25 protein-coding genes and 1 pseudogene are annotated in these 24390 nt (G+C 65.9%); 11 read left to right on the top strand and 15 right to left on the bottom strand.

Going from position 1 to position 24390, the window contains the following annotated elements:
* Window positions 1-10: 10 nt before the first annotated feature.
* From VUG52_RS12285 to VUG52_RS12320, 8 genes are all read left to right on the top strand, one after another.
* A complete protein-coding gene (locus tag VUG52_RS12285) occupies window positions 11-328 on the top strand; it encodes an urease subunit beta (RefSeq protein ID WP_050706015.1) in 318 nt (105 codons plus the stop codon).
* Window positions 325-2028 carry an urease subunit alpha gene (ureC, locus tag VUG52_RS12290; RefSeq protein ID WP_050706014.1) on the top strand — a complete coding sequence of 568 codons (1704 nt, stop codon included), beginning with the start codon at window positions 325-327 and terminating at the stop codon, window positions 2026-2028. Before VUG52_RS12285 ends, ureC begins: the two co-directional genes overlap by 4 nt.
* 10 nt (window positions 2029-2038) lie before the next feature.
* Window positions 2039-2524, top strand: a complete 486-nt coding sequence (gene ureE / locus VUG52_RS12295) for an urease accessory protein UreE (RefSeq protein ID WP_331833032.1) — start codon at window positions 2039-2041, stop codon at window positions 2522-2524.
* 19 nt (window positions 2525-2543) lie between these two features.
* The gene (locus VUG52_RS12300; RefSeq protein ID WP_050706012.1) at window positions 2544-3089 is read left to right on the top strand and encodes a HupE/UreJ family protein; all 546 of its coding nucleotides are present in this window, start codon (window positions 2544-2546) and stop codon (window positions 3087-3089) included.
* Entirely contained in the window at window positions 3089-3763 is a 675-nt protein-coding gene (locus tag VUG52_RS12305; protein WP_050706011.1) for an urease accessory protein UreF, read from the top strand. The genes VUG52_RS12300 and VUG52_RS12305 overlap by 1 nt, the downstream gene beginning before the upstream one ends.
* An 11-nt stretch (window positions 3764-3774) precedes the next feature.
* A complete protein-coding gene (gene ureG / locus VUG52_RS12310) occupies window positions 3775-4416 on the top strand; it encodes an urease accessory protein UreG (RefSeq protein ID WP_050706010.1) in 642 nt (213 codons plus the stop codon).
* A 165-nt stretch (window positions 4417-4581) separates the two neighbouring features.
* Window positions 4582-4824 (top strand): hypothetical protein, encoded by a 243-nt coding sequence (locus tag VUG52_RS12315; protein WP_156329640.1) that lies wholly within the window; start codon window positions 4582-4584, stop codon window positions 4822-4824.
* 202 nt (window positions 4825-5026) lie between these two features.
* Complete coding sequence (locus VUG52_RS12320; protein WP_050706009.1) at window positions 5027-5227, top strand: hypothetical protein; 201 nt, start codon at window positions 5027-5029, stop codon at window positions 5225-5227.
* 127 nt (window positions 5228-5354) lie between these two features.
* Here the strand turns inward: VUG52_RS12320 and VUG52_RS12325 are convergent, their stop codons facing one another.
* The 7 genes and pseudogenes from VUG52_RS12325 to VUG52_RS27260 form a co-directional block, all read right to left on the bottom strand.
* Window positions 5355-5966 carry a cell wall hydrolase gene (locus tag VUG52_RS12325; protein ID WP_331833033.1) on the bottom strand — a complete coding sequence of 204 codons (612 nt, stop codon included), beginning with the start codon at window positions 5964-5966 and terminating at the stop codon, window positions 5355-5357.
* Window positions 5967-6013: 47 nt separating this feature from the next.
* Window positions 6014-6931, bottom strand: coding sequence for an AEC family transporter (locus VUG52_RS12330; RefSeq protein WP_050706007.1), 918 nt, complete (start codon window positions 6929-6931; stop codon window positions 6014-6016).
* 132 nt (window positions 6932-7063) lie between these two features.
* The gene (locus tag VUG52_RS12335; RefSeq protein ID WP_331833034.1) at window positions 7064-7927 is read right to left on the bottom strand and encodes a LysR family transcriptional regulator; all 864 of its coding nucleotides are present in this window, start codon (window positions 7925-7927) and stop codon (window positions 7064-7066) included.
* 55 nt (window positions 7928-7982) lie between these two features.
* Entirely contained in the window at window positions 7983-8831 is an 849-nt protein-coding gene (locus tag VUG52_RS12340; protein WP_050706005.1) for an ABC transporter permease, read from the bottom strand.
* Window positions 8828-9844, bottom strand: coding sequence for an ABC transporter substrate-binding protein (locus VUG52_RS12345; protein ID WP_331833035.1), 1017 nt, complete (start codon window positions 9842-9844; stop codon window positions 8828-8830). Before VUG52_RS12345 ends, VUG52_RS12340 begins: the two co-directional genes overlap by 4 nt.
* Before the next feature lie 177 nt (window positions 9845-10021).
* A complete protein-coding gene (locus VUG52_RS27255) occupies window positions 10022-10777 on the bottom strand; it encodes a methyl-accepting chemotaxis protein (RefSeq protein WP_371041468.1) in 756 nt (251 codons plus the stop codon).
* Window positions 10778-10879: 102 nt separating this feature from the next.
* Window positions 10880-12169, bottom strand: a pseudogene (locus tag VUG52_RS27260) (PDC sensor domain-containing protein); the annotation flags it as partial.
* Between the two features lie 262 nt (window positions 12170-12431).
* Between VUG52_RS27260 and VUG52_RS12355 the strand changes: the two are divergent.
* Window positions 12432-13751, top strand: coding sequence for a Na+/H+ antiporter family protein (locus VUG52_RS12355; protein WP_050706002.1), 1320 nt, complete (start codon window positions 12432-12434; stop codon window positions 13749-13751).
* Window positions 13752-13907: 156 nt separating this feature from the next.
* Here VUG52_RS12355 and VUG52_RS12360 read toward each other — a convergent pair whose 3' ends face one another.
* The 3 genes from VUG52_RS12360 to VUG52_RS12370 all read right to left on the bottom strand — a co-directional run bounded on the left by VUG52_RS12360 (window position 13908) and on the right by VUG52_RS12370 (window position 16570).
* Complete coding sequence (locus VUG52_RS12360; RefSeq protein WP_050706001.1) at window positions 13908-14909, bottom strand: FecR family protein; 1002 nt, start codon at window positions 14907-14909, stop codon at window positions 13908-13910.
* A 248-nt stretch (window positions 14910-15157) separates the two neighbouring features.
* The gene (locus VUG52_RS12365) at window positions 15158-15391 is read right to left on the bottom strand and encodes a hypothetical protein (RefSeq protein ID WP_028689390.1); all 234 of its coding nucleotides are present in this window, start codon (window positions 15389-15391) and stop codon (window positions 15158-15160) included.
* A 396-nt stretch (window positions 15392-15787) separates the two neighbouring features.
* Window positions 15788-16570 (bottom strand): RHS repeat-associated core domain-containing protein, encoded by a 783-nt coding sequence (locus tag VUG52_RS12370; RefSeq protein ID WP_256206001.1) that lies wholly within the window; start codon window positions 16568-16570, stop codon window positions 15788-15790.
* Window positions 16571-16677: 107 nt separating this feature from the next.
* On the opposite strand from VUG52_RS12370, the gene VUG52_RS12375 reads away from it, so the two are divergent.
* Both VUG52_RS12375 and VUG52_RS12380 read left to right on the top strand, forming a co-directional pair.
* On the top strand, window positions 16678-17310 hold the full coding sequence (locus tag VUG52_RS12375; protein ID WP_050706000.1) for a LysE family translocator: 633 nt from the start codon (window positions 16678-16680) through the stop codon (window positions 17308-17310).
* Between the two features lie 87 nt (window positions 17311-17397).
* Window positions 17398-19572 carry an ATP-binding protein gene (locus VUG52_RS12380; RefSeq protein WP_331833037.1) on the top strand — a complete coding sequence of 725 codons (2175 nt, stop codon included), beginning with the start codon at window positions 17398-17400 and terminating at the stop codon, window positions 19570-19572.
* Here VUG52_RS12380 and VUG52_RS12385 read toward each other — a convergent pair.
* The 5 genes from VUG52_RS12385 to VUG52_RS12405 all read right to left on the bottom strand — a co-directional run bounded on the left by VUG52_RS12385 (window position 19562) and on the right by VUG52_RS12405 (window position 24382).
* Window positions 19562-21742, bottom strand: a complete 2181-nt coding sequence (locus VUG52_RS12385) for an ATP-binding protein (protein ID WP_331833038.1) — start codon at window positions 21740-21742, stop codon at window positions 19562-19564. The two genes, VUG52_RS12380 and VUG52_RS12385, sit on opposite strands and share 11 nt — an antisense overlap.
* Before the next feature lie 196 nt (window positions 21743-21938).
* The gene (locus VUG52_RS12390; RefSeq protein WP_050705997.1) at window positions 21939-22502 is read right to left on the bottom strand and encodes an NUDIX hydrolase; all 564 of its coding nucleotides are present in this window, start codon (window positions 22500-22502) and stop codon (window positions 21939-21941) included.
* A gap of 2 nt (window positions 22503-22504) precedes the next feature.
* Window positions 22505-23257 carry a GntR family transcriptional regulator gene (locus VUG52_RS12395; protein ID WP_050705996.1) on the bottom strand — a complete coding sequence of 251 codons (753 nt, stop codon included), beginning with the start codon at window positions 23255-23257 and terminating at the stop codon, window positions 22505-22507.
* An 89-nt stretch (window positions 23258-23346) separates the two neighbouring features.
* Window positions 23347-23736: a carboxymuconolactone decarboxylase family protein gene (locus tag VUG52_RS12400; RefSeq protein ID WP_050705995.1), complete on the bottom strand. Its 390-nt coding sequence runs from the start codon at window positions 23734-23736 to the stop codon at window positions 23347-23349.
* A 160-nt stretch (window positions 23737-23896) separates the two neighbouring features.
* On the bottom strand, window positions 23897-24382 hold the full coding sequence (locus tag VUG52_RS12405; protein ID WP_050705994.1) for a flavin reductase family protein: 486 nt from the start codon (window positions 24380-24382) through the stop codon (window positions 23897-23899).
* Between the last annotated feature and the right edge of the window lie 8 nt (window positions 24383-24390).

Here is a 24390-nt window from a genome sequence, read left to right on the forward strand (position 1 = left end):
GGAGGCCGGCATGATCCCCGGAGAAGTCCAGGTCGCCGCAGGCGACATCGAGCTAAATGTCGGCCGCCAGTCTGTCAGCGTCAGCGTGGCCAACCATGGCGACCGCCCGGTGCAGGTGGGCTCGCACTATCACTTCTATGAAGTCAACGACGCCCTGGTATTCGAGCGCGAGCCGACCCGTGGCTTTCGCCTGGACATTCCGGCCGGCACCGCGGTGCGCTTCGAGCCGGGCCAGGCGCGCACCGTGCAGCTGGTGGCCTATGCCGGCAAGCGCGAGGTGTACGGCTTCCAGGGCAAGGTGATGGGCGCGCTGGAGGGCAGGGCATGAGCCGCATTTCCCGCCAGGCCTACGCCGACATGTTCGGGCCCACCGTCGGCGACCGCGTACGCCTGGCCGACACCGCGCTGTGGGTGGAGGTGGAGAAGGACTTCACGATCTACGGCGAGGAGGTCAAGTTCGGTGGCGGCAAGGTGATCCGCGATGGCATGGGCCAGGGTCAGATGCTCGCGGCCGAGGCCATGGACCTGGTGCTGACCAACGCGCTGATCATCGACCACTGGGGCATCGTCAAGGCCGATATCGGCGTCAAGCACGGGCGTATCGCTGCCATCGGCAAGGCCGGCAACCCCGATGTGCAGCCCGGCGTCACGGTGCCGGTAGGGCCGGGTACCGAGGTGATCGCTGCCGAAGGCAAGATCGTCACCGCCGGCGGCATCGACTCGCATATCCACTTCATCTGCCCGCAGCAGGTGGAGGAGGCGCTGACCAGCGGCGTGACCACCTTCATCGGCGGCGGCACCGGCCCCGCCACCGGCACCAACGCCACTACTTGCACCCCCGGCCCCTGGTACCTGGCTCGCATGCTCCAGGCCGCCGACTGCCTGCCGATCAACATCGGCTTGCTGGGCAAGGGCAACGCCTCGCGGCCCGAGGCCCTGCGCGAGCAGATCGCCGCCGGCGCCGTGGGCCTCAAGCTGCACGAAGACTGGGGCTCGACGCCCGCCGCCATCGACTGCTGCCTGGGGGTGGCCGAGGAGATGGACATCCAGGTGGCGATCCACACCGACACCCTCAACGAGTCGGGCTGCATCGAGGACACCCTGGCCGCCATCGGCGAGCGCACCATCCATACCTTCCACACCGAAGGAGCGGGCGGTGGCCATGCACCGGACATCATCCGCGCCGCAGGCCAGGCCAATGTGCTGCCGTCCTCGACCAACCCGACGCTGCCCTACACCGTGAACACGGTGGACGAGCACCTGGACATGCTCATGGTCTGCCACCACCTGGACCCGAGCATTGCCGAGGATGTGGCCTTCGCCGAGTCGCGCATCCGCCGCGAGACCATCGCCGCCGAGGACATCCTCCACGACATGGGCGCCTTCGCCATGACCTCCTCCGACTCCCAGGCCATGGGCCGGGTCGGCGAGGTGGTGCTGCGCACCTGGCAGGTGGCGCACCAGATGAAGCTGCGCCGCGGCCCGCTGGCGCCGGACGGCACCTACAGCGACAACTTCCGGGTCAAGCGCTACATCGCCAAGTACACCATCAACCCGGCATTGACCCACGGCATCGCCCACGAGGTCGGTTCGGTGGAGGTGGGCAAGCTGGCCGACCTGGTGCTGTGGGCGCCGGCGTTCTTCGCGGTCAAGCCGGCCCTGGTGCTCAAGGGCGGGATGATCGCCACGGCGCCGATGGGCGATATCAACGGCTCGATCCCGACCCCGCAACCGGTGCACTACCGGCCGATGTTCGGCGCCCTGGGCGCGGCGCGGCACGCCACGCGCATGACCTTCCTGCCCCAGGCCGCCGTGGACCGTGGCCTGCCCCACGAGTTGAAGCTGCAGAGCCTGATCGGCGTGGCCCATGGCTGCCGGCGGGTGCGCAAGGCCGACATGGTCCACAACACCCTGCAACCGCTGATCGAGGTCGATGCCCAGACCTACCAGGTGCGCGCCGACGGCGAGCTGCTGGTGTGCGAGCCGGCCCACGAGCTGCCGCTGGCGCAGCGTTATTTCCTGTTCTGAAGGAGCGAACATGATTGTCCTCACCCGTCGCATCACCCAGACCGAGGCCATCACCGGCACGGTCACACTCGATGTCGACAGCCGCATCAAGAGCCGCCTGCGGGTCACCCTCGACGATGGCCGCGAGGCCGGGTTGATGCTCGAGCGCGGCCATCTGCTGCGTGGCGGTGAACTGCTTAGCGACGCCAACGGTACCCAGGTGATCCAGGTACTGGCCGCGCCGGAGGCGGTGTCCACGGTGCGCTGCACCGACCCGCACCTGCTGGCCCGCGCCGCCTACCACCTGGGCAACCGCCATGTGCCGCTGCAGATCGAGCAGGGTCTGTTGCGCTACCAGCACGACCATGTGCTCGACGACATGCTGTGCGGCCTGGGGCTGGAGGTGGTCGCCGAACAGGCGCCGTTCGAGCCCGAGGCCGGTGCCTACCAGAGCGCGCCCCATGGTCATTCCCATGGCCACGACCATCCGTTCGTACGTTTGCCAACCCATTCCTGACCTCACCCTGGAGCCCACAATGAAAAAGACTTTCGCCCTGGTACTGCTGATGGTGGCCCTGCCGGCCTTCGCCCACCCCGGCCATGACACCAACCCGCTGCAGGATGGGCTGCTGCATCCGCTGACCGGCCTCGACCATTTGCTGATGTTGCTCGGCACCGGTGTGCTCGCCGCGCTGACCCGACGCAACCTGACCCTGCCGCTGGCGACCCTGGCGGCGATGTTTGGCGGCGCGGTGTGTGGCCATCTGTTCGGCGACGTGGTCGGCATGGAGCAGATGATCCTCGGCTCCCTGCTGGTGGCCGCCGCTGCCATGCTGCTGCCGAGCCGCCAACTGCTGCTGTCGTTGATCATGCCGGTGTTCGCCCTGTTCCACGGCTGGGCCCATGGCGTGGAAGCCACGCCCAGCGCGTTCTGGCAGTTCAGCGCCGGCTTCGTCACGGTCAGCGGGTTGCTGCTGGCGGTGGGCTTCGGCGTTGGCTGCCTGTTGCGCCGCCATGCGGGTTTGCAGAAAGCCTTTGGCGGTGGCCTGCTGGCCGGTGCCGCGCTGGTGCTGGCCGGCTGATGAACAGCGACTTGGCGCTGCTGCGCCTGCTCCAGCTGGCCAGCCCCGGCCTGCCTGTGGGCGGCTTCACCTATTCGCAAGGGTTGGAGTGGGCCGTGGAAGCCGGCTGGGTGAAGGACGCCAAGGGCTTCGCCGCATGGCAGCGCGAGCAGTTGCACGACACCCTCGGCCATCTCGACTGGCCGCTGCTGGCGCGTCTTTACCGGGCATGCCAGGCGGACGATGCCGAGGCCTTCACCCACTGGAGCCTGTTCCTGCTGGCCAACCGCGAGACCGCCGAGTTGCGCCTCGAGGAGCGCCAGCGTGGCAGCGCCCTGGCGCGCCTGCTCGATGGCTGGCAACTGGCGCAGGCACCGGCCTGGCGGGCCAGCCTCGAACTCAGCCAGCTGGGCGGCATGGCTTGGCTCGGCGCGCACTGGTCGATCCCATTGCGCCAACTCGCCCTGGGCCATGGCTTCGCCTGGCTGGAAGGGGCGGTGATGGCGGGGGTGAAGCTGGTGCCGTTCGGCCAGCAAGCCGCACAGACCTTGCTGCGCGATCTGGGCGAGGAGCTGCCCGCCGTGCTCGATCATGCCCTGGCACTCGACGACGACCAGCTCGGCGGCGGCCTGCCGCTGCTGGCCATCGCCTCATCGCGTCACGAAACCCAATACACCCGTTTGTTCCGTTCCTGAGGACTGCCTAGATGGAAAACTACCAGCAACCCCTGCGCGTCGGAGTCGGCGGCCCGGTCGGTTCCGGCAAGACCGCGCTGCTCGAGTGCCTGTGCAAGGCCATGCGCGACCACTACCAGATCGCCGTGGTGACCAACGACATCTACACCAAGGAAGACCAGCGCATCCTCACCGAGGCCGGGGCCCTGGCGCCCGAGCGCATCGTCGGCGTCGAGACCGGCGGCTGCCCGCACACCGCCATCCGTGAGGACGCCTCGATGAACCTGGCCGCCGTCGAAGCACTGGCGCGCAGGTTCGGCAACCTCGAAGTGATCTTCGTCGAGAGTGGCGGCGACAACCTCAGCGCCACCTTCAGCCCGGAGCTGGCCGACCTGACCATCTACGTGATCGATGTGGCCGAGGGCGAGAAGATCCCGCGCAAGGGCGGGCCGGGCATCACCAAGTCGGACTTCCTGGTGATCAACAAGACCGACCTGGCGCCCTATGTCGGCGCTTCGCTGGAGGTGATGGAGCGTGATACCCGGCGCATGCGCCCGGAGCGGCCATGGACGTTCAGCAACCTGAAGAAGGGCGAGGGGTTGCAGGCGGTGATCGACTTCATTGTCGAGCGGGGGATGTTGGGGGAAAGAGGTTGTAGGAGTTACGGAGTGTGAGTGACTTGCTCGACCGATTGCCTACGGTTCTGAAGAGGGTTTCGGGCGGCGGAGTCGGCTTTTCCTAAAGCTGAATGGCCCGGCTGACAGATAAAGTCTGTCGGGCTGCAGGGGAAAGAAATCACCGGCGGTAAATGAAACCAAGACTCACTGAAAGGACACCGTATGAAAAAGGTCGTATTGGCAGCGTTTTTTGCAACTGCAGGCTTGATCCAGACCGCACATGGCAATGAGCTGGCAAGCGCTGTCGTTGCCAAAGCGCAATCGCCGTTCAGTCGCGACGACGCTGCCGAACAGAGGCTGCAGCTTGCCGCCGCCTACCTTGGCGATACCGGATACGGGGCATGTCCGAAAGGAACGGCGCGGGCACCGGCCGGAAACTGTCAGCCTCCCTTCGATTTCGATTGATTGTCGCTATTGGGGGGCGTACCAGCGACCGTAGGTATGGAACCATCGAGATGAGGGCTTTTCTCCTGGTCGTGGTTAATGTGTCCTAAAGCCAGAGTGCTGCGTGAGGGATAAATTCGATTGGGTTGTTACGCCGGAGAAGCCATAGTGTTTTGCCTGGCTGGCAGCGAAAAATCAGTAATCCTCATTCAAGGAAGCACAAATGAAAAAAGTCGTTCTGGTTGCTCTGATTGCGGCTGCGGGTATGGCCCAGGCCGCCCACAAAAATGAGAGTCTGCGTGCCGGTGTGATTGCCTCGCAGCCGGCGTTCTATACGCCGGTACCTCTGAGCTGCCCGGATGGTACCAAGGAGATTGGTGACGATTGCGTACCGACTGTCGAGCTGGATATCGATTTCGAGTAATTGTCAGTAGTGTTTCCCCATCGCCCGATACTGTCGCGTTAACGATAGTGTCGGTGCGATAAGTTTCCATGCGGCATTGCGCATGGAGGTTCGCGCATCTTCGGGTGAGGGGGGCTCCTCGCAGGCTTCACCGGGCCAGCGCCTGGTTCGGCTTGTAAAATAGAAAGTGCGTTGTCTCGGCGGTCTTGCGGTAGGCCTTGGCCCAGTCCGGGTTCACATTGCGGTCGTGGAAGTACAGCGCGCCGCCGGTGGGGTCCCGTAACTGCTGGTTGAGGGCCTTGCGGGCGATCTCCTTGGCCACCGTGTAGCGTTCCTCTTCTTCCACCTGATCGGGGCGTCCGTCGCACCACCAGGAGAACTGGCAACTCTTGCTCTCCACCCCTTGCTTGACCACCCCGCAGATGCTGTCGGGGAAGCCCTCGTGGCCCAGGCGGTTGAGCACCACGCTGGCCACCGCGCTCATGTCCTTGGCGTCGGCGCCCTTGGCTTCCCAGTAGATGGTGCGCGCCAGGCAGGTGATGCTGTCGTCCATTGGCGCCTGACCGGCCGGGTCGACGGCCTGGACTTCACCGGGGGTAAGGGTTTCCTGCTTTTTCGGCGGTGGCGCATCCTCGACCACTTTTTCTTCCAACACCTGTGCCTTGTCTTCGGCAACCGCGGCTTTCTGGCTGTCGGCGGCGGGGAGGGGGCCTGCAAGCAGGCTCAGGGACAGGCCGAGCAGCATCCACGATAGGCGCATGATCGAGTTTCCGCGAGGTTGGCTGTCCACAGTCTAGCCGTATCGCTTCAACTCAGCGTCAAGGTCAGCACCAGTGGCAGGGTCGCCGCGGCAACGACGGTTTGCAGGGCGATGATGGTGGCCATCAGCGGCGCGTTGCCGCCCATTTGCCGGGCCATCACATAGGATGACGAGGCGGTGGGCAGGGCCTGGAACAACACCGCGACCACTGCTGCCTGACCGCCCAGCCCGAGCAACCGGCACAGGGCCCAGGTAGTCAACGGCATGACCAGGAACTTGAACAGCGACGCGGCCAGCAGCGGTTTGACCTGCTGGCCCAGGCGTGCCCCGCCCAATGCCGCGCCGACGCACAGCAGGCCCAAGGGCAACGCCGCCTGGCCCAGGGCCTTCACAGTGGACTCCAGGCCGATGGGCAGGCCCAGACCGGTCACCCGCAGCAACAGCCCAGCGGCGCAGCCGATGATCAGCGGGTTGGCGAAGATCGCCCTGAGCACGGTGGCCGGTGAACTGTGGCGCGCGCTGAAACGGGCGAAGACCAGCACGCAGAGCAGGTTGACCAGGGGCACGATGGCGGCGTTGGCCACCGCCGCCAGGGCGATGCCGGCCGTGCCGTAGATACCGGCGGCCAGGGTCGCGCCGATGTAGTTGTTGAAGCGCACGCCACCCTGGAACACCGAGGTGAAGTCGGCGCCATCATGATTGGCCGCGCCCTGGTAGAGCACCAACAGTAGGGCGCCGAGCAGCGTCGAGAGCATTAGCACGCCAACCATGCCCAGCACCGGCACGCCGTCGAGGTTGGCGGTGGCCAGGCCGTGCAGGAACAGCGACGGCAGCAGCACGTAGTAGCTCAGGCGCTCGGCGCCAGGCCAGAAGGTTTCGGCGAGAAAACCACGCAACCGCAGCCAGGTGCCCAGGGCGATAAGCAGGATGATCGGAACGAGGGTGGTGAGCAGCAGATGGAGCATGGGCGTGGTTCCGTGGTCGGGTACGGCCACAGACTAGCGGAGTGAAGCGAACAGAAAAAACGGTGTTTTCTTAAGCGAATGTTGAGGAAAACTGCACGATTAAAGAGTCCGCTCCCGCAGGGCTGAGTGATCTCAGGCCTCCAGCGCGGTCCTCAGCACCGCGCTCAAATGCCGGCGCTGACTCTTCTCGTGCTCCAGCAGCACCACGCGCCGGGTCAGCTGCGGTTCGCCGAAGGGCAGCACGGTGGCGGCAGGCAGTCGTTCGACGTCGTCGTCGCTCATGGGAATGACCGCCACACCCAAGCCCATGGCCGCCATCCGCGCCAGGGCCTCCTGGCTGTCCAGTTCCATCTGCTCGTTGACCTGCAAGCGCTGGCGGCGCAGTTCCTGCTCGATTCGCCGGCCGGCCCAGGCGCGCTTGTCGAAGCGCAGGAACGGCTGGCTGGCGAGCAGCGCCGGCAGGCTCTGGCCGGCCAGGTCCGGGCTGGCGATGGCCCAGAAGCGGTCTTCGAACAGCGGCGTGTACTGCAGGCTCTGCGGGTAGGGGCTGACCGGTTCGGTGGTGATCGCCGCGTCCAGCTCGCCGTCCTCGACCCGTCGGGCGAGTTCCGCCGACATGCCCGAGACCACGCTGACATGCAGCTCGGGATGGTGCGCCTTGATCCACACCAGCGCCCTGGGCAGGCGCCGGGCGAGCACGGTGTGGATCGCACCGATGCGCAAGCGCCCGCGCAGGCTCGGGCCACTGGCCAGGGTGTCGGCCAGCTCGTCGTAGGCCGCCAGGATGCTTTCGGCACGGCCCACCGCCAGCTGGCCGGCCTCGGTCAGCACGACCTGACGGCGGCTGCGGTCGAACAGGGCGACCTGCAGCTCGTCCTCCAGGGTCTTGATGTGCAGGCTCACCGCTGACGGGGTCAGGCTCAGCAGGTCGGCGGCGCGGGCGAAGGTGCCGTGGCGGGCGATGGTGACCAGGGTGCGCAGGGCTTTGAGGGACACGCGTGGCAGGCTCCGGATGCTGGCAGGGCTCGGCTACGATACGCGAATGTGGGCCTCAGCGCCCGGGACGACCATAGGCCTGGCTGATGCGGTCGATGACCATCGCCAGGGCGACGATCGCCAGCCCTGCCTCGACGCCCTGGCCGACGTTCAGGGTCTGGATCCCGGCCAGCACGTCTTCGCCCAGGCCGCGGGCACCGATCATCGAGGCCACCACCACCATCGACAGGGCCATCATCACCGACTGGTTGAGCCCGGCCATGATGCTTGGCAAGGCCAGCGGCAGGGCGATGCGCCGCAGGCGCTGCCAGCGACTGGCGCCCAGGCCGTGGGCGGCCTGCAACAGCGACGGGTCGATCTGCGCCAGGCCCAGGTCGGTCAGGCGCACCAGCGGCGGCAAGGCATAGATCAGGGTGGCGAACACCGCCGGCACCTTGCCCAGGCCAAACAGCATCAGCACCGGGATCAGGTAGACGAAGGCCGGCAGCGTCTGCATCACGTCGAGCACCGGCAACACCAGGCGCCGGGCCAGTGGCCGAGTGGCCAGCAGGATGCCCAGCGGCACGCCGACCAGCACGCACAGGCCGGTGCTCACCAGTACCAGGGCGAGGGTCTGCAGCAGCTTGTCCCACAGGCCGAGCATGCCGATCAGCGCCAGCAGCAGCGGCAACACCAATGCCCGTGCCAGGCTGCGGCTGGCGTGCCAGGCCAAAAGCCCGACCAGCAGCAACAGCAGCCACCAGGGTAGCAACCGGAGCAGGTTTTCCAGGCCCACCAGCAGTTGCAACAGTTGGTCGGAGATGCTGCGCAGGTGATCGCCATAGTGCAGCACCAGCCAGTCGACCAGACGGTTGACCCAGGCGGCGAAGGAAAATTGCAGGGCTTCGGGGAAACCACCACTCACAGGCCGGCCTCGACCTTGGCGGCGTTTTCGGCGGGTAGCCAGGCTTTCCACACAGCGGGGTTGTCGCGCAGGAAAGCGAGGGCGGCCTCGCGCGGAGGCTGGCGGGTCTCGCTCATGCGTGCCAGGGCCTTGTTCAGGGTGGCGATGGGCAGGTCGACCTTTTCGAACACCGCGACCAGCTCGGGGTGGGCGTCACGGAATGCCTTCGACACGCCGATCGAGAGCTTGGCCGGCAATGAGCGGCTGCCTTTCGGGGTGGGGTTGGCAGCATCGGTCAAGGTGGCCCAGGCGCTGGCATCGAACGGGGGTTCCTCCAGGCGCACCAGTTCGTAGCGGCCCATCAACGGCGTCGGGCTCCAGTAGTAGAACAGCACCGGCTGGCCACGGCGGATCGCCGAGCCGATCTCGGCGTCGAGGGCGGCGCCGGAGCCGCTGCGGAAGTTGTTGTACAGCCCTTCCAGGCCATATGCCTTGAGCTTCTGGCTGTTGACGGTCTCGGAGGTCCAGCCGCTGGGGCTGTTGAGGAAGCGGCCCTTGCCGGACACCTCGGGGTCCTTGAACACCTGGGGGTAGCGCTTGAGGTCGTCGACGCTGCGCAGGTCCGGGGCCAAGGGTTTCAGGTTGCGTGCAGGGTCGCCCTTGATCACGTAGGCCGGCACCCACCAGCCTTCCTCGGCGTTCTTCACTGTGTCGCCGAGGGCGAACACCTGGCCGGCCTGCTCGGCCTTGACCCAGGCGGGGCTGCGTCCGGCCCATTCCTCGGCGATTACCTGCAGGTCGTTGCGCGCCAGGGCCACTTCCATGCTGACGGTGCTGCCGGGGAGGGTATCGGTGGGGTAGTCGTAACCGTGTTCGACGATCAGGCGCAGGATCTCGGTGGTCAGGGCACCGCTTTCCCAGCCGATGGCGCCGAAGTGGATGGGGGCGGGTTGTTCGGCGGACGCCGCGCTGTCGGTGCTGGCCAGGCCGATGGCGAGGAGCAGGCTGGCCAGCAGGGTGGGGACTTTCTTCATCGGGGCCTCGTCGGTTGCCGGTCCTTGGGTTCGGGCAGAAGTGTAGACGACGAGGTTGCCGGGACTGCTTCGCAGCCCTTTCGCGGCACAAGGCCGCTCCTACAGAGTCCGCGTCAGCCCCTGTAGGAGCGGCCTTGTGCCGCGAAAGGGCCGCAAAGCGGCCCCGACGAGGTGGACTCAAACGCGGAACTGATCCATCAGCCCCTGCTGCTGGTTGGCCAGGCTGTTGAGCGACTGGCTGACCCGCGCCGATTCGTTGGCCTGGCCGCTCAGCGACTCGGTCACGTCACGGATGGTGGCGACGTTGCTGTTGATTTCCTCGGCCACCGCGCTCTGCTCCTCGGCGGCGCTGGCGATCTGCAGGTTCATGTCGGTGATCACGGTCACCGCCTGGCCGATGCGCTGCAGCGCAGTGACGGCCTGGCCGACCTGCTCGACGCCGCCCTGGGCCTGGCGGTGGCTGCTGTCCATGGCGCCGACCACTTCCTGGGTACCGGCCTGCAGGGCCTCGATCACCTGGCGGGTTTCCTCCACCGACTCCTGGGTACGACGGGCCAGGTTGCGCACCTCGTCGGCGACCACGGCGAAGCCACGGCCGGCTTCACCGGCGCGGGCGGCCTCGATGGCGGCGTTGAGCGCCAGCAGGTTGGTCTGCTCGGCGATCGAGCGGATCACCTCGAGCACCGAGCCGATCTTCTCGCTGTTGCGCGCCAGCCCCTCGACCTGGGCCATGGCGCCGCTCATGTCGGCGGCCAGGGTGTCGATGCTGGTGGTGGTGCGGTCGATCACCGCCAGGCCTTCGCGGGTCGCCTGGTCGGCTTCGCGCGCGGCCTGGGCAGCCTGGGCCGCACTGCGGGCGACGTCCTGGGCGGTGGCGCTCATCTCGTGGGAGGCGGTGGCCACCTGGTCGACCTGGCGGTACTGCTGCTCCATGCCGGCGCTGGTCTCGGCGGCAATCGCCGCGGACTGGTCGGCGGTGCCGCGGGCGGCCTGCACCGAGCGTTTCACCTTGGCGATGGTCGGCTGCAGCTTGTCGAGGAAGCGGTTGAACCAGCCGGCCAGCTCGCCCAGTTCGTCCTGTTTGTCGTACTGCAGGCGGCGGGTCAGGTCGCCTTCGCCGCTGGCGATGTCCTTGAGCATGGTGGCCACGCCGAGGATCGGTTTGGTCACGCCGCTGGCCATCAGCCATACCAGCAGCAGGCCGGCGATGGCGGCGGCCAGGCCCAGGCCCAGCTCGAGCAGGGTGCCGCTGGTGTTGAGGGCGTCGAGTTCAACCTTGAGGGCCTCGGCAGGGCCGGTCAGGGCGCTTTCCGGTACGTCCAGCAGTACGCCCCAGGGCTTGCCGCCGGGGATTGGCTCGAAGGCGGCCAGCACCTTCAGGCGCTGCTGGTCGTGGAGGATCTGCAGCTTGCCTTCGGCGAGCTTGCGCACCAGCTCCGCGCCCTGGGTCCGGTCGACCTGGTCGAAGCGCTGGGCCAGCTTGCCGGCGTCGGCGCTGTAGCCGGCCAGCAGGCCCACGGGGCTGAGGATGCCCACGGTGGTCTGGCCTTCGTAGAGGCTGCGGCTGGCGGTCTGGCTCAGGGCCTGCAGGCTGTTGAGGTTGATGTCGATGGACAGGGTGGCGATGACCTTGTCACCGGCCTTGAGCGGGAACACGATGCTGGTCATCAGCACGCGCTGGCCGTCGATGTCATAGAAGTACGGCTCGACCACGCACACCGTGCCGGTGCTGCGCGGGCACACCCACCAGGTGTTGGCCGGCTGGCCGCTGGGGCCGATCTCGGTGTTGGCCATGTCGTGCTCGGGTAGCGCCATCGAGGTCAGCTGGCCGACCCGTGGCTGCGACCAGTACAGGGCGAAGCGCCCCGTCTCGTTGCTGCCCAGCTCGCTCTGGCCGGCGAACAGCTTGTCCTTGCCATCCAGCGCGCCCGGCTCGAACACCAGCGACAGCCCGAGCAGGTCGGGGTTGGCCTGCAGCGCGGCGCGCACCTGGGCGGTCATGTCCTGGCGCAGGTCGTAGGCATCGAGGAAGCGTTTCTCGGCCTGTTCGCGCAGGAACAGCACCTGGCGGGCGAAACCGGCGCCGTACTGGTAGGCGTCCATGAACTGGCGGCGGATATTCAGGGCCTGGACCTCACCCTGGGACTCGATGCGCGCCTGGGCCGAGTCGGAGAGCATGCGCATGCTGCTGGCTTTCACCAGGTCCGAACTGTGGTCCATGCGGTATAGAGAAAGGCCGACAAGCAGGGTGACGATGGCCGCCAGGCACAGGCCCGCCAGCAGGGTGATCTTCCATTGGATGGAGAGTTGTCGCAGCAAAGGCATGGGGAAAATCCCTTGTAATAGGTTTGATGCTGCCGACTGTGTCGGCCTGCTCGGATTTTTCTTTATTCAAACGTTCAATTAAACCCTGCGACTTTCGTCTATTCCCTACGCGATGTTGCGGCGCAGACGCTTTTGACTTCTGCCGGCCTGTGCTTCAGAGTGTGCGCCCTTCATAACAACATCCCCTGGTCCGGCCACTGCCCGCGTGCAGTCTGTCGCCGGAATGCCCGCTTTTTGTCTGTCGTAACGAGGTTCGCACACCATGAATGCAGTGATTGCCGCGGTCGGGCTCATGCTGATCCTGAGCCTGTCCCGCGTGCATGTGGTCATCGCCCTGATCATCGGCGCCCTGGCCGGAGGCCTGGTCGGTGGCTTGGGTATCGAGGGTACGCTCAAGGCCTTCAACGGCGGCCTGGGTGGCGGGGCCACGGTGGCCTTGTCCTACGCCTTGCTCGGCGCCTTCGCGGTGGCCATCGCCAAGTCCGGGTTGGCCCATGCCCTGGCCGACCGGGCCCTGGCGATGATCGATCGCCAGGGCCATGCCGACGGTGGCAAGGTCAAGTGGCTGCTGGTCGGCCTGATGCTGGTGGTGGCGGTGTCGTCGCAGAACATCCTGCCGATCCACATTGCCTTCATTCCCTTGCTGGTGCCGCCGCTGCTGTACGTGCTGACCCGCCTGCGCATCGACCGCCGGCTGATCGCCTGCGTGATCACCTTCGGCCTGATCACCCCGTACATGTTCCTGCCGGTGGGCTTCGGCAACATCTTCCTCAACGAGATCCTGCTGGCCAACGTCAGTCGCGCCGGGGTGGACGTCAGTGGTGTCAACGTGACCCATGCCATGGCCATCCCGGCGGCGGGCATGCTCGCCGGCCTGTTGCTGGCGGTGTTCTTCAGCTACCGCAAGAAGCGTGACTACGACCTGGAGCGCATCGAGCAGGTCGAGCAGGTCAGCGTGCAGTACAACCCGGTGACCCTGCTGGTGGCCGGGGTGGCGATCGCCGCCGCGTTCATCATCCAGCTGTGGCTGGATTCGATGATCATCGGCGCGATGGTCGGCTTCCTGATCTTCTCGCTGTCGGGCATCGTGCGCTGGAAGGACACCGATAGCCTGTTCACCGAAGGCATGAAGATGATGGCGATGATCGGCTTCATCATGATCGCCGCCTCCGGCTTTGCCGAAGTGATGAAGGCCACCGGCGAGGTGAAGAGCCTGGTGGAAGCCTCGGCCCAGTGGATCGACCACAGCAAGGGCGTCGGCGCGCTGCTGATGCTGCTGGTGGGGCTGCTGGTGACCATGGGCATCGGCTCGTCGTTCTCCACCGTGCCGATCCTGGCGGCGATCTTCGTGCCGCTGTGCGTGCAGCTGGGCTTCGACCCGCTGGCCACCGTGTGCATCGTCGGTACTGCGGGCGCCTTGGGCGATGCCGGTTCGCCGGCGTCGGACTCGACCCTGGGGCCGACCTCGGGGCTGAATGTGGACGGGCAGCACCATCACATCTGGGATACCGTGGTGCCGACGTTCATCCACTACAACCTGCCGCTGCTGGCGTTTGGCTGGTTGGCGGCGATGACGCTCTGATTCTGAGGGGCAGATGCCAGCGTGGGAGTGGGCTAGCCCCGCGATCACCGGCGAAGCCGGTGCCAGTTAGCGCATCGCGGGGCAAGCCCGCTCCCACGCTACCCGGTAAGATCAAACAAATACGTTTTGTTTCAGGGGCGCACAGGCCGCTTCAGGTCAGCCCCGGCTCGGCGCGGGGACGATGCGGTTGAGGACGGTGCTGCCATCCTTGCTGCGGGTCAGGTACACCGGCAGCACCTTGGGCAGGGTGTCGACCAGGCGTGCGACCTCGCTTGTGCTGTAGACGCCGCTGATGCGGATGCTGGCGGTGCTGTCGTCGGCCACCATGAGCGGCTTGTCCAGGTAGCGATTGATCACCGGCAGCGCCTGGCCGAGGCTGAGGTTGTCCAGCACCAGCTTGCCGCTGCGCCAGGCCAGGCTGTTGGCGTAATCGTCGCTCTGGTTCAGCTCCGGTTCGAAATCACCCTTGTGGTAGCTGGCCTGCATGCCCGGGCCAAGGCGGTAGCCGCCAGCGTTGCCGCCGGCGCTGACCAGCACCGAGCCTTCCACCAGCGTCACCTTGACCTGGTCCTGGTACTTCCACACGTTGAACTGGGTGCCGGTAACCCGGGTCTGGCCGTTGGCGGCGTGGACGATGAACGGGTGGTTGCTGTCGTGGATGACCTTGAAGAACGCCTCGCCCTTGATCAGCGTGACCTTGCGCTCGTCCTTGTAGTTGAGAAAACGCAATTCGCTATGCAGGTTCAGCTCGACGCTGCTGCCGTCGCTCAGGCGCACCTGACGCAGGTGGTCGGTGGCTTCGAAGTGCTGGTAGCCGTTGGGCAGCCAACCTTGCTCCCAGCCGACCCAGCCGGCCAGGGGCAGGGCGAGCAGGGCGATGGCCGCAGCCGAGGCGAACGGGCGCCAGTGACGCGTCGGCGGCGCTTGCCGGGTGGGCAGCGGGATTACCTGGGCGCTGCGCGGCAACAGGTCGGCGGTGTCCCAGATTTCCAGCATCGCCTGGTATTCCTCGGCGTGCCGCGGGTCGCTCGCCAACCATTGGCCGAACGCCTCGCGCTCACCCGCCGTGCAATCGTCGGCGTGCAGGCGCATGCACCAATGCGCGGCGGCATCGGTAATGGCATCTTCTTCGCTTGGAATGTGGCGGTCCTGGTTCATTGCGGCTCCCGGTTTTGCGGCATTCTACCCCCGGGCGGGTGCTTCCGAGAACGAGTTAATGGCGAATGACTATCAATTGTGCAGTTTTTCGTCGTATCTGCGGTTGGGTTTCATCTGCGACAGGGCAATTCGCCGGTTTGCGTGGGACATCGCCAGGCGCATGGCACCGGCTGGGCCGGTGTTCGCGGGGCAAGCCCGCTCCTACAGGGGGCCTGCGTGGGAGCGGGCTTGCCCCGCGATGAGGCCCTTCAGACGGTACGCAGGCGCGCCTTTTCCACTTGCTGCATTTCCACGCCATCGAGCAACGCCTCGACTACTGCCTTGGCCGCGTCCAGCCCGTGGTCGTTGCCCAGTAGCAGGTCGTGGCAGGTACCGGTCGCCAGCTCCATGGCCTTGAGGTTGGTGGCGAATGCGCCCTTGAGCAGGGTGGACAGGTGCACCAGCGCATCTTCGAAGTCCACGCCTTCGCGCACGGCGAACAGGGAAGGGTGGCTGCATTCGCAGTTGCCGAAGCTGGAGTGCGCCGTGGTGGCGCGGGACGGAGGATCAGGTAAGCCTTTTGTCATTGTGTCGCTCCTTGATTCAATGGAGCCGCCACAGTTCGCTACCAAACGAATGGTGACGGCTGAACGCAGGTTGGTAGACCGGGAATCAAGGAAACCGGCGCGCACGGGGGCGCCCTGCGCACAGCCGCCATTGAACGATACAGCGGACACAAAAAAGCGCCGACTGAATCGCTGAGCGGGCGCTTGTGCGCCTTGATTGATCGCGGGCTACCAAACCCGGCTGCTGGACTTACAGCAGCGCGCAAAGGTTACCGGGGCAGGGCGAGGGTTTCAAGGACGGATGTGTAAGGAATTAATCCAGGATGACACGGCTCAGGGGATACTTCGAAAATCCTCAATTGCAAACTTGTAGGCATCTATAAGGACTTCCCTGGCTTTTCCATAGTCGGACTTTTCTTCCAGGTATTTAGCTTTGTTCGACTCATTGGGAGCAGCAGAATAGACTTTGTACGCCTCACGTGCTCTCGACCCTTGGAGCACTACATCTTCAAATCGCTCCTGGTCAATACGTAGGATTCCCAGAGAGGGTGTTTCCAAGCGCACTTTATCCTGGTGTACTCGGTCTTTGTTGGGTAATGCGAGAGCATGAGATAAGGCGTTCTCAGCAGTGGTCTTTATGACCAATGGCGCAAACTCCGGGTTTGAGTTTATCAGGTTAGCCATCTGGTCATATGAAGTGGCGCTTATTTGAAGGGTTAACTCTTTTGTCGCGGAAGCGTTCGTCAAGGCTGGGTCAAACGCGAGTGCTGTTGGACGCTTGGTCATTCTCCCATCAGGATCCACATGATTCACCGGATCCCCCCCGCAATACCCATAGGCATTGATCCCACCCGCCGCAAAAGGGCTGAGTCCGTCCGGCGAGTGGAACCGCATCAATGTCGGGCTGAACGCACGATGCCCATTGCCGAGCAGGTAACAGCCCGTCAACAGTTCCCGTATCACGCCATTGAAGCCAAGCTGCGCGCGGATAACCGCCTGGACCAGATCATGGCCGTAAGCCGAGAAAACGAACCCATGGCGCAATGCCCCTCGCGACGCGATCAGCACGGAGCCTGCCAAGTCACCTGCCAGCAGCCTGGTATCTGGATCAACCACAGCCTCACCCACTGTTCAGAAATGACCAATCCACGTTAACGTGCGCCCCTGGCCAGTGAAACTGGCAAAAATGCCAGGTATGGCACTACCGACAAAGAGGACTTGCAATGCCCGAACCCTCCAACCTGCTGGCCTTCGCCCTGATCAGCCTGGGCATGGTGCTGACCCCCGGCCCCAACATGATCTACCTGATCTCCCGCTCCATTTGCCAGGGGCGCGGCGCCGGCTTGATCTCGTTGGGTGGCGTGGCGCTGGGCTTCGTCTTCTACATGCTCTGCGCAGCGCTGGGCATCACCGCGCTGGTCATGGCCGTGCCGTTTGCCTACGACGCCCTGCGCATCGGTGGCGCGCTGTACCTGCTGTACCTGGCCTGGCAGGCGCTGCGCCCAGGAGGACGCTCGCCGTTCCAGGTCCGCGACCTGCCGGCCGACAGCCCGCGGCGGCTGTTCATGATGGGGTTCCTGACCAACCTGCTGAACCCGAAGATCGCGGTCATGTACCTGTCGTTGATGCCGCAGTTCATCGACCCTGGCCACGGCAGCGTGCTGGCGCAGTCGCTGGTGCTGGGCAGCACGCAGATCGCCATCAGCGTCACGGTCAACGCGCTGATCGCGGTGATGGCCGGTTCCATCGCCCTGTTCCTGGCCGGCAGGCCGGTGTGGCAGCAGGTCCAGCGCTGGCTGATGGGCACGGTGCTGGCGGGGCTGGCGCTGCGCATGCTGGCTGAAGGGCGCCGTTGATCGTCGGCGCCGATCCGATGGAACGTTTTGCCACCGGGCGATTTCTTACCCTCAGAGGAAAGAAAACGTGCCCGGGAAAACCGAGACATGAAAGCGCGCCAGGAGAGCAAGACGGTCAACCTGAAAACACTGCCGAGCTTCCTGGGCGGCGGTGGCGAAGTCAGTTGCCTGCTGCAGGCGATGGACTGGCGACAATCCCCGCTCGGGTCACCGGACGGCTGGTCGCCGGTGCTGCAGTCGGTGGTGGCCATGCTGCTGCCGGCACAGGCGCAGATCGTGTTGTTCTGGGGGCCGCAGTACATCGCGTTGTACAACGATGCCTATTGGCCGACCATCGGTAGCAAGCACCCCGCGGCCCTGGGCCGGCCCGGACAGGAGCACTGGAGCGAATTGTGGAACGACCTCGAGCCGCTGCTGCGCGGGGTGCGTGAAACCGGGGTGACCTATTCGGCCCGGGACCGGCCGTTCTACATCGAGCGGCATGGTTCGGGCGAAACCGCCTATTTCGATGTCTCCTATTCCGCCGTGCGCGAGGCCGACGGTGGCGTGGGCGGCGTGCTGTGCATCGTTACCGATACCACCGAGCGGGTGCGTTTCCAGCAACGCCAGGCGTTTCTCCAGGAGTTGCGCCAGGCCTTGCCGGGCCTCGGCGAGGCCGAGCGCATCGAGGCCCATGCGGTGCGCCGCCTGGGGGAGGAACTGGGCGCGGCGCGGGTCTGCTTCGGCGAGGATCTGGGCGATGGCCGGCGTTATCGGGTCGCTCAGGAGTGGGCCGCCGAAGTACCGTCGATGGTCGGCTTCAACCAGTACTCGGCCCTGGACCCGGCCCTGCGCGAGGCGCTGCTGGCCGGTAAGGCGGTGCAGCGCAACTATGAGACCAGCAAGAGCATGCCGGCCCGGTTCAAGGGCCTGTGCGCCTCGCTGCACGTTCCGGTGCTGCGCGCCGAACGCCTGGAGGCGACGCTCGCGGTGCATTTCCATACCCCCCATGCCTGGACCGACAGCGAGTGCCTGCTGGTGGCGGAGGCTGCCCGGCAGGTCTGGGCGGCGGTTACCCACGCCCGTGCCGAGCGCGCACTGCATGTGCTCAACGAAAACCTGGAAGAGCGGGTGGCCAACATGCTCGCCCAGCGCGAGGCTTCACTGGTGCAACTGCACGAAGCACGCAAGATGGAGATGATCGGCCAGCTTACCGGCGGCATCGCCCATGACCTCAACAACATGCTGACACCGATCATCGCCTCCCTGGAGCTGCTGCGCCGCCATCCCCAGCCGGAGCGTGCCGAGCGCTTGATCGACGGCGGCCTGCAGGCGGCCGAGCGGGCGCGCAACCTGGTCGGGCGCCTGCTCAGCTTCGCCCGGCGCCAGACCCTCAAGCCCACCACGGTGTCGCTGGCGGTACTGGTGGGGGAGATGCGCGAACTGATCGTCCGCTCGCTGGGACCAACCATTGCCATCGAGGTCAGTGTCGAGGCGGCGTTGCCTGGGGTGCTGGTGGATCCGCATCAGCTGGAGCTGGCGTTGCTCAACCTGGTGGTCAATGCCCGTGATGCCATGGGCGAAGGCGGGAAACTGACCATCCGCGCAGGTCTCGACGGCGATGGCGCGCCCCGACCGCCTGGTCTGCAGGCAGTGCCACAAGTGTGGCTGCGGGTTGCCGACAACGGCTGCGGCATGAACGAAGACGTGCTGGCGCACTGCATCGAGCCGTTCTACTCGACCAAGGGCGTGGGCCGCGGTACCGGGCTGGGCCTGCCGATGGTGCAGGGCCTGGCGTTGCAGTCCGGCGGCGGTTTCGGTATTCGCTCGCGGGTGGGCGAAGGCACCGAAGCGACCTTATGGCTGCCGGCCAGCGAACATGAGGTGGTTGAAGAAGCGGTGAAACCTGTCGAGGTACCTCGGGCACAGCGCCAGACCCGCGTGCTCCTGGTGGACGATGAGCCACTGGTGCGCCAGGCCACGCTCCTGCAACTGCGCGCATTGGGTTACGAGGTGACCGAGGCCGAGGGGCCGGCCCAGGCACTGGCGTTGCTGGACAAGGGCCTGCTGCCCGATGTGCTGATGACCGACCATGTCATGGCCGAGACCACCGGCGTGCGCTTCGCCCAGCAGGTGCGCGAGCGGCTGGCGCAGCTGCCGGTGCTGATCATCACCGGCTACGCCAACCTCACGCCCCGTGAACTGCATGGCTTCGAGGTGCTGCGCAAGCCGTTTCGCCAGGACGAGCTGGGGCAGAGCCTGGCACGACTGCTCAAGTCCTAGCCAATACATCCCCGAGCATCTGGCACACCTGCTCGGCGGAATAGGGCTTGGCCAGGAAGGCGAAACCCTGGTGGCCTCCTTCGGCGATCGCTTCGCTGTAGCCAGAGGTCAGGATCACCGGCAGCTGCGGCTGGCTGCGACGCAGCTCCCTGGCCAGGCCCAGGCCGCCCATGCCCGGCATCACCACGTCGGAGAACACGGCGTCGAACCCGCCTCGTGCCGACGCGATCTGGGCCAGAGCGTCCTCGGCCGAGGTCGCCCAGCTGATCTGGTAACCATGGTCGCGCAGGATCTGCGCGGTGAAGCTGCCGACATCCGGATTGTCCTCCACCACCAGGATGTGCTTGCGCTGGCCATGGGGAACCAGCGGTACGGGGACCTCGGGCGTTTCACCGTCGACCTGAGGCACCTGGGGCAGGTACAGGGTAAAGGTGGTGCCCTGGCCTTCGACGCTGACCACCCGCACATCGCCACCGGACTGCTTGACGAAGCCGAACACCTGCGACAGGCCAAGCCCGGTGCCCTGGCCGGAGGACTTGGTGGTGAAGAACGGGTCGAAGATGCGTTCCAGCAGGTGTGGGGCAATGCCCACGCCGCTGTCGATGATCGAGATCGCCGCGAACGGCCCGTCCTGCGCCGCCTGGCCACGCAACGCCGGCAAATGCTGGTCGGCCTCCAGGCGCAGGCGCAGGGTGCCCGCGCCGGCCATGGCGTCGCGACCATTGATCATCAGGTTGATCACCGCGGTTTCCAGCTGGCCGAGGTCGGCGTGCACATGGCAGGGCCTGTCGGGCAGCTCCAGGCTGACCTGAATGCGTGCGCCGGTGGCGGTGTCGAGCATGTCGGCCATGGCTTCGAGCCTGGGGCCGGCCTCGAACACCTGCGGGCTCAGGGCCTGGCGACGGGCGAAGGCGAGTAGTTGCCCGGTGAGCTTGGCGCCGCGGTCGACGGTATCGGACACGGTCTTGAAGTAGCGACTGCGGCGGCTCTCGTCGAGGTCCGGGCGCTGCAGAAAATGAATGGAGGAGCGGATGATGGTCAGCAGGTTGTTGAAGTCGTGAGCCACGCCGCCGGTCAGCTGGCCGATGGCCTCGAGCTTCTGGGTCTGGCGCAGCACGGCCTCGGTGTGCAGCAACTGGCCGGTACGTTCTTCCACGCGCTGCTCGAGGGTGGCGTTGAGCGCTTCGAGGGCGGTCAGTGCCTCGCGTACCTCGGCATTGGCCTGGACCCGCTGGATATGCGCCCAGCAGCGCCCGGTCACCTCGTTGAGCAGGGTTTGTTCGTAGCGGGTCCAGGTCCTGGGCAGCTTGTCGTGGATGGCCATCAGCGCGGTCAGGCGGCCTTCCTTGATCAGTGGCATGCAGATGGTCGCGGTAATGCCGATGGCCTGGAACGTCTCCGCTTCGCGGGCCGTCAACTGTGCAAGGTTGTCGTCGATCACCAACGCCAGCCCGGCGCGCAGGCGGCTGACGGCCAGCTCGCCGAAGTCGGCCAGGCGGTACTGGCCGAGCAGGCGCGGCGAGCCTGGCGCAACCCAGTCGCCGCAGATGGTGAAACCGTCCTCGTCGGGGTCCATCACCGCATAGGCGCAGCTCGACAGGTGCAGGTGTTCGCCCAGCAGGCGCGTGGTGGTGGCCATGATCCGCTCTGGGTCGGTGGCGTTGGCCGCCGCCCGGCTGAGGGTGTCGAGAAAGTTCAGGCGCTGGTTGGCCACCACGCTGGCGGTGGTCTCGGTAACCGTATCGATCATCCCCACCACCTGGCCGTCGTGGTCGCGGATGGGGCTGTAGCAGAAGGTGAAGTAGGCGCGCTCCGGGCTGCCGTGACGCTCGATCACCAGCGGAAAGTCCTCGATGTACACCGCCTCGCCGGCGAGCGCGCGCTGGGCCAGGTGGCGGATATCGCTCCAGGCCTCCTGCCAGACCGCGCTGAAGGGCCGGCCCAGGGCCGAGGGTTTGTTGCCGAGGATTTCGCTGAAGGCGTCGTTGTGCAGGGTGATCAGCTCGTCGCCCCACAGCACGGCCTGGGGAAAGCGCGAGGCCAGGCACAGGGCAACCGTGGTCTTGAGCACATCGGGCCAGTTGGCGAGAGAGCCCAGGGTGGTCGACGACCAGTCGTGGTTGCGGATGCGTTCGGCCATGAGGCCGCCGCCGTCGAGCCATTTCGCCATAAGCTGTGCGGGTCCTTGTACGTGAGAGCATCAGGGTGCACCGAGACGCGGTGCTTGGCGAGGGGTTTTGTGTCGTCTGTGGGGGCGCCATCGCGGGGCAAGTCGCATCGGCGCACCGCCGCTCCCACGGTATGCAGCAGATGCGTGGGAGCGGCGGTGCGCCGATGCGACTTGCCCCGCGATGGGCGCGCTGCGGTCAGCGGATGAAATGCACCTTGCCGGTATCGTCGTTGCCCATGTAGATCCCGTACACGCCGGCCTGGCGCTCGAGGATGTAGCGTTCGAGGATCTGCCGGATCGCCGGGTAGTAGATTTCGTCCCAGGGAATCTCGTCCGGCGCGAAGAAGCGATAGGCCAGGGTCTCCGGCCCGAACTGCCCCGTCTCCTCGGTGGCGATGGCGCGAAAGACGATGTACACCTCGCTGATCCTGGGCACGCTGAAGATCGAGTAGGGCGAGACGATCTCGGCGCGCACGCCGCTCTCCTCCCAGACCTCGCGCAGGGCCGCCTGCTCGGTGGTCTCGCCGGCCTCCATGAACCCTGCCGGCAGGGTCCAGGTACCGGGGCGCGGCGGGATGGCGCGCTGGCACAGCAAGTATTTGCCGTCACGCTCGATGATGCAGCCGGCGATGATCTTCGGGTTGACGTAGTGCACGTAGCCACAAGCGCCGCAGTACAAGCGTTGATGGCTGTCGCCGTTGGGGACGCCCCGGTCCAGTTCCGTGGTGCAGTGCGGGCAGTAGCGCGGGGCGGTGGGCATGGTCAGCGGCCTATGCGAGGATCCTTGAGGGGCAGGGGGGCGACGATATCGCGGACCTTGGCGTTGTCGTCCTGCTTCTGGCGCAGGTAGTCCAGGGCCACCTTGGCGGCGGCGCGCACGTGGTCGACCGAGGCCTGGTGGGCGGCCTGAGGGTCGCCACTCTTGATCGCCTCGACGATCTTTTCCATTTCGCGGTTGCTGGCGCCCCGGCGGTTCTCCTGGGACACCGAAGTGGCGCGCAGGTAGCTGATGCGCGCCTGCAACTGGCGCAGCTGCTGGGCGGCGACCTGGTTGCCGGAGCCTTCGAGCAGCACGTCGTAGAAGCCCTGCACCGAATCGAGCACCTGTTGCAGCTCGCCGTCTTCGAGCGCATCGCGGTTGACGTCCAGCGCGCGTTCCAGGGCGCGGATGTCCTTGGCCTTGGCGTTGAGGGTGAACAGCTGCACGATCAGCCCTTCGAGCACGCAGCGCAGCTCGTAGATGTCGCGGGCGTCCTCCAGGGTGATGATGGCCACCCGCGGACCCTTGGCATCGGCGAACTCGACCAGCCCTTCGGACTCCAGGTGGCGCAGCGCCTCGCGCACCGAGGTGCGGCTGACGCCCAGGCGCTCGCAGAGGTCGCGCTCGACCAGGCGGTCGCCGGGCAGCAGGTGGAAGTTCATGATCGCGCCGCGCAGCTTGTCGAGCACGATTTCACGAAGGGTGACGGGGTTGCGGTTGACCTTGAAGCTGTCGTCGAGGGGCTGGCGTTTCATCAGGGGCGCTCTTCTATGCGGCTGTTGCGCCAATATCGCGGAATGCCACGAACCCGGGCATTCCTTGCAGTGGTTCACACAGTCCGCTGTTAACGGGGGGGCTGCCCATCGGCTTCGGCGAACGCCTCGCGGGCCAGGCGGAAGCTGTCCACCGCCGCGGGCACGCCGCAGTAAATGCCGACTTGCAGCAGGATCTCGCGAATCTGTTCGCGGCTCAGGCCATTACGCAAGGCGCCGCGGATGTGCAGCTTGAGTTCGTGGGGCCGGTTGAGCGCGGAAATCATCGCCAAGTTTATCATGCTGCGCTCTTTGAGCGACAAGCCCTCGCGGCCCCAGACATGGCCCCAGCAGTACTCGGTGACCAACGCCTGGAGGGGCTGGGTGAAATCGTCGGCCTGTTCGATCGAGCGCTTGACGTAGTCCTCGCCGAGCACCTGGGTGCGGATCTGCAGGCCTTTTTCGTATTTCTCGTTGTTCATGGGCCGGGTTCCTGCCTGGTGAAGAAAAATGGGGGATCGGTGTTTTGTTCTTCGCGGGTAAACCCGCTCCCAAAGGATCTTCACTGCCCTCGAGCCATGTATGGTCCCTGTGGGAGCGGGTTTACCCGCGAAGAGGCCAGCGCCGATAGCCGATAGGGCATCAACCCAGCGGCGGCAGCGCGCCGAGCTTGCCCTTGTGGTACACCATCGGTGTCACCGCCTGTTCGGGGAGCACCAGGTTCTTCACCTGGCCGACGATGATCGCGTGATCGCCGCCGTCGTACTCGCGCCACAGTTCGCACTCGATGATCGCCGTGGCCTTGGCCAGCAGCGGGTTGCCCAGTTCGCTCAGGTGCCAGTCGATGCCGTTGGCCTTGTCCTTGCCCTTGCCGGCAAAGGCGTAGGCCTCGGCGGTCTGCTCGGCGGACAGCAGGTGAATGGCGAACTGCTTGCTGTCGCGCAGCACCGGGTAGGTATCGGAGGCGTAGTTGGGGCAGAACAGCACGAGCGCCGGCTCGATCGACAGCGCGCTGAACGCGCTGGCGGTGATGCCGACGATGCCGCCGTCGGCGCCCAGGGTGGTGACCACGGTGACGCCGGATGGGAACGAGCCCATCACGTCTTTGTAGATGCCGGGTTCGATCATGGCGCAGG

The organism is Pseudomonas sp. LH21 (assembly GCF_036549575.1).
Lineage (GTDB): Bacteria > Pseudomonadota > Gammaproteobacteria > Pseudomonadales > Pseudomonadaceae > Aquipseudomonas > Aquipseudomonas peradeniyensis.